Genomic DNA, 13,278 nt, shown 5'->3' on the forward strand with positions numbered 1-13,278 from the left:
GCGCGATACACTTCAACCATAATAGTCCACGGAAGGGAAAGTCATGACCGAACCTGCCGACCTCGTGTCCGAGATCGAAGCGCTGGAAATCAAACTGCAAGAGGCCAAGGCCTCGATCACCCGTCGCTTTATCGGACAGGAAAGGGTCGTGGACCTGACGCTGACCGCGCTATTGTGCGGTGGGCACGCCCTGCTGATCGGCCTGCCTGGGCTTGGCAAGACGCGGCTGGTTGAAACGCTGTCGACCGTGATGGGTCTGCACGGTAACCGCATCCAGTTCACGCCTGATCTGATGCCCGCCGATATTCTGGGGTCCGAGGTTCTGGACACAGCCGAGGATGGCAGCCGCCACTTTCGCTTTATTTCCGGTCCGATCTTCTGCCAGCTGCTGATGGCGGACGAAATCAACCGCGCCAGCCCCCGGACTCAATCAGCGCTTTTGCAGGCGATGCAGGAACGCACTGTGACTGTGGCTGGCGAAGACCGCGATCTGGGTGAACCATTCCACGTATTGGCGACGCAAAACCCGATCGAGCAAGAGGGTACTTATCCACTGCCCGAGGCGCAGCTGGACCGCTTTTTGGTGCGGATAGACGTGGATTATCCCGATCGCCAGACCGAGCGCGATATTCTTTTGGCCACGACTGGCGTGGAAGAGGACGAAGCGCACGAGATTTTCAGCAAGGAAGAGCTGTTGGCCGCTCAGACCCTGTTGCGCCGGATGCCGGTCGGGGACTCGGTTGTGGAACTGATCCTCGATCTTGTCCGCGCCTTCCGCCCCGAAGAGGCGGGTGTTTCTGAACGTGTCGCTGAAACCGTGGCTTGGGGCCCCGGCCCCCGTGCAGCACAAGCGCTGATGATGACGGTGCGTGCACGGGCGATGCTGCAAGGGCGATTGGCGCCGAATGCCGAGGACGTGCTGGACGTGGCCCGCCCGGTGCTTAGCCACCGGATGGCCTTGAACTTTGCGGCGCGGGCGCGCGGTGACAGCCTCGCAGACTTGATTGCGTCCACCGCCGCCGGTCTGGTGCGCACCGAGGCTGCGGCGTGAATGCCGCGCTGACCCTTCGCGAAAGATCTGAGGCCGAGGCGTCCCGGCTGCCGCCGCTCTTGGCGCGGGCCGAGCAGCTGGCCGGTACGGTTCTGCTGGGCGATCACGGTCGACGCCGCGCGGGGCTTGGTGACGATTTCTGGCAATATCGCCCTGCTCAGATCGGCGACAGCCGCCGGATGATCGACCATCGGCGCTCTGCCAGGGGCGATCAGCAATTTGTGCGTGAACGCGAGTGGCAGATTGCGCAATCGGTAATGCTGTGGGTCGATCAGGGCGCGTCGATGCGGTTTGCGTCTCACAAGAACCTGCCTACCAAGGCCGACCGCGCTCGTCTGCTGGGGTTGGCAACCGCGATCCTGCTGGTGCGCGGGGGTGAGCGTGTCGGTTTGACTGGTACGACCCTGCCGCCGCGACGCGGTAATGCTCAGATCATCCGACTGGCAGAAGCGTGGTCCGAGGATGCTGAGAGCGACTATGCGCCACCCGAACACCGCGCCATGATTCCGCATGCCCGCGCCGTTTTCATTTCCGATTTCCTTGGTCCGCTGGACGAGGTCGAACTGGCCCTGACCAAAGCCGCCGACCGGGGGGTGCGGGGTTTGGTCCTGCAGGTTCTCGATCCCGGAGAAGAGACCTTTCCGTACCGGGGGCGCACGATCTTTGAAAGCGTCGGCGGGTCTGTCCGACACGAAACCCTAAAGGCCGGAGAACTGCGCGAGCGGTATCTGGAACGACTTGCGAAACGCAAGGATGCGCTGACCCATTTGTGCCGCGCAACGGGCTGGCAGCTGGGGCTGCATCACACCGGTGACAGTGCGCAAGCAGCTCTGTTGTGGCTCTATCGTGCGCTGGATGGGGGAACGGGATGACGGTTTTGGCGGGAATTGGCTTTACCGCACCGTGGGTGTTGATGGGTCTTTTGACCCTGCCGATCCTGTGGCTAATCCTGCGTGCCGTGCCACCCGCGCCGATCCGTCGGTTGTTCCCGGCGGTGACGCTGCTGCTGGGGTTGAGGGATGACGAAAGCGTTTCTGACCGCACCCCATGGTGGCTGTTGTTGCTGCGCATGCTGGCGGCGGCGGCGATTATCATTGGATTGGCCGGACCGGTCCTGAACCCCTCGCGCGATCAGGCAGGTTCAGGTCCGTTGCTGCTGGTTCTGGATGCCAGCTGGGCCGGGGCGACCCGCTGGTCAACGACGCTGGATCAGATCGATGTGCAGCTGACCGAGGCCGGGCGCGCGGGGCGCACCGTGGCCATCCTGCGCCTGACCGAACCTGAAACCCCCGTTTTTCAAGCCGCCGAAGCATGGCGCGGCCGTTTACCCGGGCTGACCCCGACACCGTGGCAACCGACCCCGGCGCAAGTCGATATGGCGCTGGCTGCCATGGATCAGGTGGACGGAGGGTTTGACACCCATTGGTTCAGCGATCGCTTAACCTACGAGGGGCACGAGGCGATCCTGTCTGCCCTGCGCGCGCGCGGTGATGTGACAGTCTATCAGGCCCCGTCGCCTGCGGTTGCGATTCTGCCTGCTACATACCAGGACGGGGTCATTCAATTGTCCGCGCAACGGGCGGAACCCGGTCCGGCAGATCGCGTCACGATACTGGCTCAGGGGCGTGACCCCGCCGGTGCAATGCGTGTTCTGCAATCGGCCGAGATGGAGTTTGCCAGCGGCGAGACACAGGCGCAGGTAGAACTGTCGCTGCCTTCCGAACTGCGCGCGCGCATCACCCGGTTCGAGATTCAGGGTGAACGTTCGGCAGGGGCCGTCACGCTGACCGATGACAGCTTGCGGCGACGCGAAGTCGCCCTGATTGCCGGATCTCTGAACCGCGAAGGGTTAGAGCTGTTGTCGCCGTTGCATTACCTGACGCAAGTTCTGACCCCTACGGCGGACTTCGTCGATGGCGGATTGCTGGAAGTCCTGCCCGCCAATCCAGATGTGATCGTGCTGGCCGATGTGGCGAAACCGGCCGGGTCCGAACAGGCGGCGCTGGTCGAATGGGTGGAACAGGGCGGTTTGCTGCTGCGCTTTGCTGGTCCGCGGATGGCGGCCAGCGATCTTGGCCGGGATGCCGAGGACACCCTGTTGCCGGTGCGCCTGCGCAGCGGCGGACGCTCGGTCGGTGGCGCGATGAGTTGGGGCGAAGCCAAAGGGCTGGCACCTTTCCCGGAAAACTCGCCCTTTTATGGATTGAAGGTACCGGAAGATGTCACAGTGACCACGCAGGTCATGGCGCAACCAGACCCTAATTTGGCGGATCGGGTCATTGCCTCACTTTCGGATGGCACGCCCTTGGTGACGCGCAAAGCGTTGGGATTGGGGCAGGTGGTACTGTTCCATGTGACGGCAGATGCAGAATGGTCCAGCCTTCCCTTGTCTGGGCTTTTTGTTGAAATGTTGGACCGGCTGGCGGTGTCATCAGCGGCGAAATCGCGGCAGGAGTCACAGTTGCAAGGCACCACGTGGGAACCGATTCAGGTTATGGATGGCTTTGGTGTTCTGTCTGATGCCGGAAATCTACCGGGCGTCGATGGTGTTGAGCTTGTGGCCGGTCAGATCGGTCCCGATCTGCGACCCGGCCTTTACGAAAGCGGCAAACAGAAATTGGCACGCAACGTTCTGTCCGATGAAACGGTTCTCAGCCCAGCGGTCTGGCCGTCGGATGTTCCGATCAAGGGCCAGGAGGTCAGCACCGAAACACCCATTGGGGGCATCCTGCTGAGCCTTGCATTGTTGTTACTGACGATTGACGTCATCGCCTCGTTGGCGTTGTCCGGTCGCCTTGGTTTGGCCAGAGCAGCGGCTGTCGCACTGGGGGCGATTTTGCTGGTGCCCGAAGTACAGGCGCAAACGCCCGAAAGTACAGATTTCGCGTTGAGCGCCACACAGGAATTGGTTCTGGCGCATGTTCTGACGGGTGATCAGCAGGTTGACGATATTGCGGCTGCAGGAATGCGCGGATTGGCTCAGACGTTGTTTTTTCGAACCTCGGTAGAACCTGCTAAACCCATTGGCGTGGATCTGGAACGGGACGAGTTGGCGTTTTTCCCGCTGCTTTATTGGCCGATCTCACCCGACCAGCCGCAACCGTCGGCTGAGGCTTATGCCAAGCTCAACGCTTACCTGCGTTCGGGTGGAATGATCCTATTCGACACGCGTGATGCGGATGTGGCACGCTTTGGGGCGGCCAGCCCGAATGGGCGCAAGCTGCAACAGATCGCGGCCCCGCTGAATATCCCTTCGTTAGAGCCTGTTCCGCGTGACCATGTCCTGACCCGTGCCTTCTACCTTTTGCAGGATTTCCCGGGTCGCTACGCGGGCACCGAAGTTTGGGTCGAGGCGGCACCCATGGATGCCGAACAGATCGAAGGCATGCCGTTCCGCAACCTCAATGATAACGTGACGCCAGTGGTGATCGGCGGCAATGACTGGGGTGCGGCCTGGGCCATTGATCGCAACGGTCAGGCACTACTGCCGGTTGGCCGCGGGTATGCGGGTGAGCGGCAGCGTGAGCTTGCAAACCGCTTTGGTGTCAATCTGGTGATGCATGTGCTGACCGGGAACTACAAATCAGATCAGGTGCACGTGCCTGCCTTGCTGGACAGGTTGGGACAATGACTGGAACCGTCATCTTCGACCCGCTGATCCCTTGGCCCATTCTCGCCATCGTGGTGGCGATTGCTGTTGCTGGGGTTGTTCTGGCCCTGTGGCGCGGTTTGTCTGGCTGGGCTTTGCGCGGTTTGGCGGCGCTGGTTTTGATCGCTGCGCTGTCAGGTCCGGTCTATCAGATCGAAGATCGCGCGCCGCTGACCGATATCGTTCTGATGATCGAGGATGAAAGCGCAAGTCAGACTCTTTCGGACCGGGCGGACCAGACTGCACAGGCCACAAAGGAATTGGCGGCCGAGATTGAATCCCGTGACAATACTGAACTGCGCCGCATTCGCGTAGGTGACGGAGACGGGGACGAAGGCACCCAAGTTATGGCGGCCCTGAACGAAGCGTTGGCCGAAGAACCACGCGCACGGATCGCGGGCATTTTAGTGGTGTCGGACGGCATCGTGCATGATGCCGATCAGGCCCCCGATCTGCCCGCGCCCATGCATCTTTTGCAGACAGGGCGCAAAACGGATTGGGATCGCCGTCTGATCGTCCGCAATGCGCCTGCCTTTGCCATTATTGATGAACCCGTTATCTTGACCCTAAGGGTTGAGGATAGCGGTGCAGCACCCACTGGGGCCTCGACCGCGCCGCTCGAAATTTCGGTCGACGGGGCCGAAGCCGAACAATTTACGATTCCCATTGGTGTTGATGTTGAGCTGCCGATCACGCTGCCTCACGGCGGGCGCAACGTGATTCAATTCACCGTGCCAGAGGCTGAGGGCGAACTGACCGACCGTAACAACACCGCCCTGATCCAGATGAACGGCGTCCGCGACCGGCTGCGCGTGTTGCTGGTGTCCGGAGAGCCGCATCCGGGCGGGCGAACATGGCGCAACTTGCTGAAATCCGACAGTTCTGTGGATCTTGTGCATTTCACCATTCTGCGCCCCCCTGAAAAGCAGGACGGGGTGCCGGTGGATGAATTGTCACTGATCGCCTTCCCGACGCGCGAGCTGTTTCTGGAAAAGATCAACGATTTCGACCTGATCATCTTTGACCGCTACAAGCGGCGCGGCATCCTGCCGGCGATCTATCTGGACAATGTCACCAACTATATCAACGAGGGTGGTGCCGTTCTTGTTGCCGCCGGACCGGATTTCGCCAGCGCCGACAGTATCTTCCGCTCACCCTTGGCACCGATCCTGCCTGCGCAACCCACTGCGCGGGTGATCGAGGAACGCTATGTACCGATGGTCACCGACCTGGGGCATCGCCATCCGGTCACGACGGACCTTGGCGACTCGGATAACTGGGGTGCTTGGCTGCGCCAGATCGACGTAAATCACCGCACGGGTGAGGTGTTAATGACGGGCGTGGATGACCGGCCCCTGTTGGTGCTCAACCGTGTTGGCGAAGGGCGCGTGGCGCTGCTGGCCTCGGACCATGCCTGGTTGTGGAGCCGGGGATTCGAAGGTGGCGGACCGCAGCTGGAATTGCTGCGCCGATTGGCGCATTGGATGATGAAAGAGCCCGAGCTCGAGGAAGAGGCCTTGTGGGCCGAGGCCAATGGTCAGGTGATGCGCATCATCCGTCAGACGCTTGGGGATGAGGTCGGGCCGGTAACCGTAACCCGCCCGAACGGCGAAACGGTCGAAATTACCTTGGATGAGGTCTCGCCGGGGCGGTTCGAAGCACAGTATTTCGGGCCGGAAATCGGCCTCTATCGCCTTCAGGAAGGGGAACAATCCACCGTCATCGGGCTTGGCCCCGCGGCACCCAAGGAATTCGAACGTACGATCGCAACGGCCGAGGTTCTGGAACCTGTGACGGCAGAATTGCGCGGCGGTACAGTGCGTTTGGAGGAGCGTTTGCCGTCGATCCGCAACGTACGTGCCGGGCGTCCCGCATCAGGGCGCGGATGGATCGGTCTGACCCCGCGCGACGCCTATGAAACACGTGACGTGACGCAGGCCGGGCTATTGCCACCTTGGCTTGTATTGCTGCTGGCGGGCGGGTTCCTTCTGGCGGGCTGGCTGCGCGAGGGACGGTGACAGGTCAGTCAAACACCACGCTGACCGTGGGATTGCCGGGCAAGCCGTCGTAAGACACTGATGCCCCGCCTTTACCCTTTGCAGGCGGGAATAACGGCCCGAATGATCCGACGGAAATCAAGTCCCCCGGTTGAAATTCAATCCCTTTGGACATCAGCCAAAGGGCGGCATTGGCCGGATGCCCCAGTACCGCTGTGCCCGGTACCTGCGCCAGAATCTCGTCATCTGCGGCGCGGAGGGTGACGGTCATATCAGCCAAGGCCTGCACCATAGCTGCCGGATCGGACACAGGGATTTCTGCTCCCAAAACGCCCAGTTTCGGAGCAACGCCAATTGCTGTCAGCGTGACCGGAGTAATCGGTTCACCCTCGGCAAAGGTCAGGTCCGGTAGTTCGATAAACGGGCGGATGGCTGAGACGCCTTGCAGCACCTCCTCTGGCGACGTGGCCTGATTGATATCCGCAGTGCCAACAACCAGCACCAGATCGGCCTCAAATACCGGTCGCGCACCCCAGTCTGATGGAACGGTCGCGCCGTCATCCAGCATCATGTCGCGGAACAATACGCCCTGAACCGGTTCGGATGCGCCAAATCTTTCTTGTGCCGGTGCGCTGGTCAAACCGGCCTTGTAGCCGATGACCGGCCCTAAATGTGGCTCTAATGCGGACACTATGAGCGCTTGCGTGCACAGCGCGTCATTCATTGTGCCATCAGATGAAAGGGCAGGTGTGGGCGAAGCTGAGAGGTAATCCGCGATGAACCGATCGATCTGATCATCCGTTGCGCAGCCCGCCGCCACAGGATGAGCAAATACGCCACAGGCCAACAACGCGCCGAAGAAACATCGCATATCACACCTCCGTTTTGGCAAGAGTGGCATGAGGTTCGATCATTGGGCAACGGCTTAAACAGTTCTTCACTCTCTGTCCGGATGCTGGACGCAGATTGTCCCGGAAACACCAAAGATGAGTCTTGCAGGAAAACTGTCACAGGAACGGCGCGCACGTCTGGCGGCCGAGCGGTTGTTGGAAATGAAACAGGCAGAGCTGTCGGCTGCAAACCGCAAACTGGGCCTGCATGCGATGGCATTGACCAAGCGGATCGGTGAAACCCAGGCCGAGGTTGAAACGGTCCGGGGTGAAAATGAAAAGGTCAAATCCGATCTGACGGTCGCCAACGCCAAGGTCGAGGTGGCCGAGCGCCGCCTGTGGCATTCAATCCAAACTATTCAGGATGGATTCGCGTTCTTTGACGAGGAAAGTAGCCTGATCGGGGCAAACGCGGCTTACTTAAGCGTCTTTGACGGGCTGGAAGAGGTTGCGCCGGGTGTAACCTATCCTAGGATTCTTGAGATTCTGACGACCGAGGGGCTGATTGATCTTGGGTCCGAGCCGACGCCCGGCTGGCGCGATAGAATGCTGCAGAGATGGGCCATGCCGCATCCACAGCCCGAAGTTATCCGGCTGTGGAACGGCCATTACATCAAGCTAATCGACCAGCGCGGTCATGGTGGCGACGTGGTGAGTCTGGCCCTGAACATCTCGGCATCCGTGCGCCATGAGGCCGAATTGACCTCTGCTCGTGAACGGGCCGAGGCGGCAAACCGCGCCAAATCGGCCTTTCTGGCCAATATGAGCCATGAAATCCGAACCCCGATGAACGGCATCGTGGGCATGACGGAATTGCTGACTGAAACACCTTTGGATGAAGAACAACGGCTGTATTTGAACACCATCCGCAACTCGGGCGAGGCGCTTCTGGTGATTATCAACGACGTCCTGGACTATTCCAAGATCGAGGCTGACAAGCTGACCCTGCACCCGGAACAGTTCGACTTTGAACGCTGCATTCTTGAAGTCGCGATGCTGCTGCAACCCAGCGTTCGGGACAAGGGGCTTTCGTTGCTGGTGGATTACGATCTGTTCCTGCCAACATTGTTTGTCGGCGATCCGGGGCGGGTCCGGCAGGTTTTGACCAATCTCGTCGGCAATGCGGTCAAGTTCACGTCCGAGGGCCATGTCCTGATCCGTGTCACCGGTGTGCCGAACCCGGATACCCAATCCTGCGACGTGCATGTTGCAATCGAAGATACCGGCATCGGCATCGACGAAGACAAGATCGGGCACATTTTTGGTGAATTCAATCAGGTCGAAGACGAACGGAACAGGGCCTTTGAGGGGACCGGTCTGGGCCTTGCCATTACCAAGCGACTGATCACATTAATGGGCGGTGCTATCTGGGTGGATAGCGAGCCGGGGCAGGGGTCCTGCTTTGGCTTTCGTGTCTCACTGCCGACCGCTGAAGGCCCGCAACCTGCCCCGCCCGATCTTGACGGGCGCCTGCGCCATGTGATGATCGTCGAGGATTTGGCCGCCAACTGCGCGATCCTGTCCAAACAGCTAGGGCGGCTGGGGGTTCAGGTCACCGTTTGCACGTCGGGGCGAGAGGCGCTGACGGCGCTGAACGACAGTGTGGACCTTCTGCTGTGCGATCATGACCTGCCCGACATGGACGGGCTTGAGCTGGCTGTCCTGCTGAAAGACAGGGGGTGGGGCGCTCTGCCGATTGTCGTGATGTCGGCCAATCCCGGTGTCATTCACGCCCACCCCGCGCGCCACCTGATCGAAGGCGTTCTACAAAAGCCGATCCCCAGGGCTGAGCTATACGCGCGCCTGAAAGCGCTTGGCCACCCACAGGGCGTTGAGTCGCTTTCGGAGACCGCACCGATCAATCAGGCACCTAACCAACCCGCATGTGAAGGAACGCAGCGTATCATGCGAGTTCTGGCGGCCGAAGATAACCGGACCAATCAACTGATCCTTAAGAAGATGGTCAAAGATCTGAACATCGACCTGCGCTTTGCCGGCAACGGGATCGAAGCGGTGCAGGCGTATCAGGAGTTTGACCCAGACCTTATCTTTATGGATATCTCGATGCCTAAAATGGACGGCAAACAGGCCACAGCCGAAATCCGGCGCCGTGAGATTGAGACTGGCCGTCATGTTCCTATTGTCGCCCTTACGGCTCATGCGATGGCTGGTGACGATCAGGGAATCTTATCTGCCGGGCTGGATCACTACCTGACCAAACCGCTGCAAAAGCAAACGATTCACCAGATGGTTCTGACCCATAGGCCGGATGATTGTTGCCCGGTTATTGCAGAGTAAATCTGGGCTGACTAGATTGAACTCATGTCTGAAGATCGTGGATTTAAGCCCCGCGCGCTGGGTGAAATTGCCATCCGCTGCGCGGATATGGCCGCCATGGTCGCGTTTTATGAAAACGTGATCGGGTTAGAGCGTCTCAGCGGTGACCACAACAGCGCGATCACCTTTTTCCAAATCGCGCCCGGATATGGTGGCCACACGCAGGTTCTGGCCCTGTTTCACCACACTGCTGCCCCGCGACCAGGGTAGCACCCGACCGGGTCGCAAAAACCGGTGACGGGTGGCACGTCATCCCTGCATCACATCGCTTTGTCGCTGCCATTCGACGAACAAGACGCTGTGATGCGATGGTATGACCACCTTGGCCAGCCCTACCGGGTCGAACAGTTCGGATGGATCGGTTGGCGCGGTATTTTCACCGAAGACCCCGAAGGCAATACGGTCGAACTGGTCGCCTATGACCCGTCGATGTTAGATCAAGCCTGATAGGGCCGCACAAAGACGGGTTTGTTTTCTTCTGACAAATCGGGGCGGTATTTATAGCCACCTGAGTCAAAGTCCAGCAGTCCTTTGGGGTCGTCCAGCCTGTGCTGAATGACATACCGTGCCATCGCACCGCGCGCTTTTTTGGCAAAAAAGCTCACGATCTTAGGCGTGCCTGCTTTGTCTTCCATGAAAACAGGGGTGATAACGCGCAGCTTCAGTGCTTTAAGGTCTACTGCGCCGAAATATTCCTGGCTGGCGCAGTTGACCAGAACGTCCGATCCAACCTCAGCACCTTGCGCATTAAGCGCTTTGCTCAGTTGATCGCGCCAATATTCATACAGGTTCTTTCCGCGGCGGGTTTTTAGCTTGCTGCCCATCTCAAGCCGATAAGCCTGAATGGAATCCAGCGGGCGCAGCACACCGTAAAGACCGGACAGAATGCGAAGATGATCCTGCGCCCAGGCCATCTCCTCGGCATCCAGCGACGCAGCTTCGAGCCCCTGATAGGTGTCGCCCGCAAAGGCCAGCGCGGCGGGGCGTGTCACATCCGCCTCGGGCGCGTCTGAGAATGCGCGATACCGGTCGCGGTTCAGGCGCGCGAGATCATCGCTTAGGTCCATCAGCTTTTTCAGATCACCCAACGTCAGATTTCGGGCGGTTTTTGACAGACGGATGGCATCGTCCTGAAAGTCTGGCTGCGTGACTTCGACATCCCGTTCCGCCCAGTCCAGCCGCTTGGCCGGGGAAATAACTACCAGCATATCCGCTCTCTTTCCTTGCCTGTACTGGGCCGTATCTAGTCCGTCTGTCGCAGCACGTCCAGAAAGGCGGCTCCAAACCTTTCGTGACGGCGGTCGCCCAGAACATGTTCCATTGCGCGCGGGTCATCTGACCGCAATTGTGCGACCTTGGCCAGTTGCGAGGCCGAGCAGGTTAGCGGCTTGTCGATCCCCTCCGGACCGCGTGACAGCTGCGACTGCACTTCAAGCAACTGGTCATAGATATCGCCCTGATCCCGGCCAGCCAATTTGCGGCGCGCGGGATGAACGGCTTCAACCTCACCGGCGACGACTTCAAGAAACGTGTCACCATAACGTTCCAGCTTTTTTGCGCCGACCCCGCCAATTCGGGCCATATCGTCCAGAGACAGGGGGCGTTTCTCAGCCATTTCGATTAGCGTGCGGTCAGGGAAGATGACATAGGCCGGTACCCGTGCGGATTCGGCCAAAGCGCGCCGTTTGGCCTTCAGGGCCGATAGCAGCGGCGCGTCTTCCTCGGACACCATCATTTTGACCGCCGGGCGGCGTCCGGCCTTGCGCAATGTGTCCTTGCGCAGGTTGATCCGGGCCTCACCCTTCAGGATGGGCTTGGCAGCCTCGGTCATTTGCAGTGCGCCGTGGCGTTCGGGGTCCGGGCGGACCAGATCATGCCCCATCATCTGTCGGAAGATGGCCTGCCATTGCGGGCGCGACCACTCTTTGCCGATCCCATAGGTCGACAGTTGGTCATGACGTCGCGCGCGGATCTTGTCGGTTTCATTGCCCAGCAGGATGTCGATCAGGTGGCCGGCGCCGAACCATTCCTCGGTGCGCAGGATTGCAGACAAGGCCATGCGGACGGGCGTGGTCCCATCGAACACTTCGGGCGGGGCGTCACACAGATCGCACTTGCCGCAAGGTTCGGCCTGTTCACCGAAGTAGCCCAACAGAGTCTGACGGCGGCATACCAATGCTTCGGCCAGACCCAATAGAGAATTCAGGCGTGCATGGTCGGCCATGCGACGTTCTGGCGGGGCCAACCCTTCGTCGATTTGCGAGCGGCGCAGGCGGATATCGTCGGGGCCAAACAGGGTCAGAGTTTCGGCAGGGCCACCGTCACGGCCCGCACGACCGATTTCCTGATAATAGGCCTCGATGGATTTAGGCAGGTCCGCATGGGCGACCCATCGAATGTCGGGTTTGTCGATGCCCATGCCAAAAGCCACGGTGGCAACCACGATCAACCCGTCTTCGCGGGCAAAGCGGGTTTCGACGATACGGCGATCCTCGGCCTCCATTCCGCCATGATAGTGGCAGGCAGAGTGACCTTCCGCGCGTAAGGCTTGCGCGAGCACTTCGGTTTTGTTGCGTGTGCCGCAATAGACGATGCCAGATTGCCCTTTTCGGGCACTGGCAAAGTCGAGGATCTGTTTGCGGGGGCCATCCTTGGCCCCAAAGGCAAGGTGGATATTGGGCCGGTCGAACCCGCGTAGAAACTTGTTGGGGGGCGTGCCGTCGAACAGTTTCTCGACGATCTCGTCCTGCGTTTCGGCATCTGCGGTGGCGGTGAAGGCGGCGAGGGGGACGCCCAGTGTGCGGCGCAGTTCTCCGATCCGCAGATAGTCTGGCCGAAAATCATGGCCCCACTGGCTGACGCAATGGGCTTCATCCACGGCAATCAGACTGACGTTGATCCGGCGCAGCATCCCCAGCGCCGACCCTGCCGCCAGACGTTCGGGGGCCATGTAAAGCAGCTTGAGCCGCCCGGCCTCCAGCGCTTCCCACACGGCATCTGTTTCTTCGGGCGTGTTGCCTGAGGTCAAAGCACCTGCTTCAACGCCGGCCTCTTGCAGCCCGCGAACCTGATCGCGCATCAGGGCGATCAGCGGGGAAATCACCACCGTCACGCCATCCCGCATCAACGCAGGCAGTTGGAAACACAGGGATTTACCGCCGCCCGTCGGCATGATCGCCAGCACGTTTTCACCTGCGGTCACGGCATCGACGATCTCTTCCTGCCCGGGACGGAAGTCGTCGAATCCAAAGACATCTCGCAGCATCGGTGCGGCGTCGAACATGTGCGGGGTTGCCCTGTTTTAAGGTTTATCTGCTCTTAAGACAGGACAATCACATACTAAGATTCGGTGAA

Annotated in this window: 10 protein-coding genes; 7 read left to right on the forward strand and 3 right to left on the reverse strand. The window is 60.1% G+C overall.

Annotation, left to right across the window (positions count from 1 at the left end; translation table 11 throughout):
* The first annotated feature begins 43 nt into the window (after positions 1–43).
* The 4 genes from AC2FI8_RS03640 to AC2FI8_RS03655 are packed head-to-tail and all read left to right on the forward strand — an operon-like array spanning position 44 to position 6,718.
* Positions 44–1,051 (forward strand): AAA family ATPase, encoded by a 1,008-nt coding sequence (locus AC2FI8_RS03640; RefSeq protein ID WP_496777199.1) that lies wholly within the window; start codon positions 44–46, stop codon positions 1,049–1,051.
* Positions 1,048–1,923: a DUF58 domain-containing protein gene (locus tag AC2FI8_RS03645; RefSeq protein WP_496765659.1), complete on the forward strand. Its 876-nt coding sequence runs from the start codon at positions 1,048–1,050 to the stop codon at positions 1,921–1,923. The genes AC2FI8_RS03640 and AC2FI8_RS03645 overlap by 4 nt, the downstream gene beginning before the upstream one ends.
* Positions 1,920–4,682: a DUF4159 domain-containing protein gene (locus AC2FI8_RS03650; RefSeq protein ID WP_496777201.1), complete on the forward strand. Its 2,763-nt coding sequence runs from the start codon at positions 1,920–1,922 to the stop codon at positions 4,680–4,682. Before AC2FI8_RS03645 ends, AC2FI8_RS03650 begins: the two co-directional genes overlap by 4 nt.
* A complete protein-coding gene (locus AC2FI8_RS03655; RefSeq protein WP_496777203.1) occupies positions 4,679–6,718 on the forward strand; it encodes a hypothetical protein in 2,040 nt (679 codons plus the stop codon). The genes AC2FI8_RS03650 and AC2FI8_RS03655 overlap by 4 nt, the downstream gene beginning before the upstream one ends.
* 4 nt (positions 6,719–6,722) lie before the next feature.
* Here AC2FI8_RS03655 and AC2FI8_RS03660 read toward each other — a convergent pair whose 3' ends face one another.
* On the reverse strand, positions 6,723–7,568 hold the full coding sequence (locus AC2FI8_RS03660) for a 2-keto-4-pentenoate hydratase (RefSeq protein ID WP_496777205.1): 846 nt from the start codon (positions 7,566–7,568) through the stop codon (positions 6,723–6,725).
* A gap of 115 nt (positions 7,569–7,683) precedes the next feature.
* On the opposite strand from AC2FI8_RS03660, the gene AC2FI8_RS03665 reads away from it, so the two are divergent.
* Genes AC2FI8_RS03665 through AC2FI8_RS03675 form a run of 3 tightly spaced genes read left to right on the forward strand, consistent with a single transcriptional unit; the run spans position 7,684 to position 10,371 of the window.
* Positions 7,684–9,885 (forward strand): response regulator, encoded by a 2,202-nt coding sequence (locus AC2FI8_RS03665; RefSeq protein ID WP_496777207.1) that lies wholly within the window; start codon positions 7,684–7,686, stop codon positions 9,883–9,885.
* Between the two features lie 24 nt (positions 9,886–9,909).
* Positions 9,910–10,134 (forward strand): VOC family protein, encoded by a 225-nt coding sequence (locus tag AC2FI8_RS03670; RefSeq protein ID WP_496777208.1) that lies wholly within the window; start codon positions 9,910–9,912, stop codon positions 10,132–10,134.
* A gap of 24 nt (positions 10,135–10,158) precedes the next feature.
* Positions 10,159–10,371, forward strand: a complete 213-nt coding sequence (locus AC2FI8_RS03675) for a VOC family protein (protein WP_496777209.1) — start codon at positions 10,159–10,161, stop codon at positions 10,369–10,371.
* On the opposite strand, the gene yaaA is transcribed toward AC2FI8_RS03675, so the two are convergent.
* Together yaaA and recQ are read right to left on the reverse strand one after the other, a co-directional pair.
* Positions 10,362–11,132 carry a peroxide stress protein YaaA gene (gene yaaA, locus AC2FI8_RS03680; RefSeq protein ID WP_496765650.1) on the reverse strand — a complete coding sequence of 257 codons (771 nt, stop codon included), beginning with the start codon at positions 11,130–11,132 and terminating at the stop codon, positions 10,362–10,364. The two genes, AC2FI8_RS03675 and yaaA, sit on opposite strands and share 10 nt — an antisense overlap.
* 35 nt (positions 11,133–11,167) lie before the next feature.
* Positions 11,168–13,207: a DNA helicase RecQ gene (gene recQ / locus AC2FI8_RS03685; RefSeq protein WP_496765649.1), complete on the reverse strand. Its 2,040-nt coding sequence runs from the start codon at positions 13,205–13,207 to the stop codon at positions 11,168–11,170.
* Positions 13,208–13,278: the final 71 nt, after the last annotated feature.

Source organism: Ruegeria sp. CDSB029 (genome assembly GCF_059611125.1).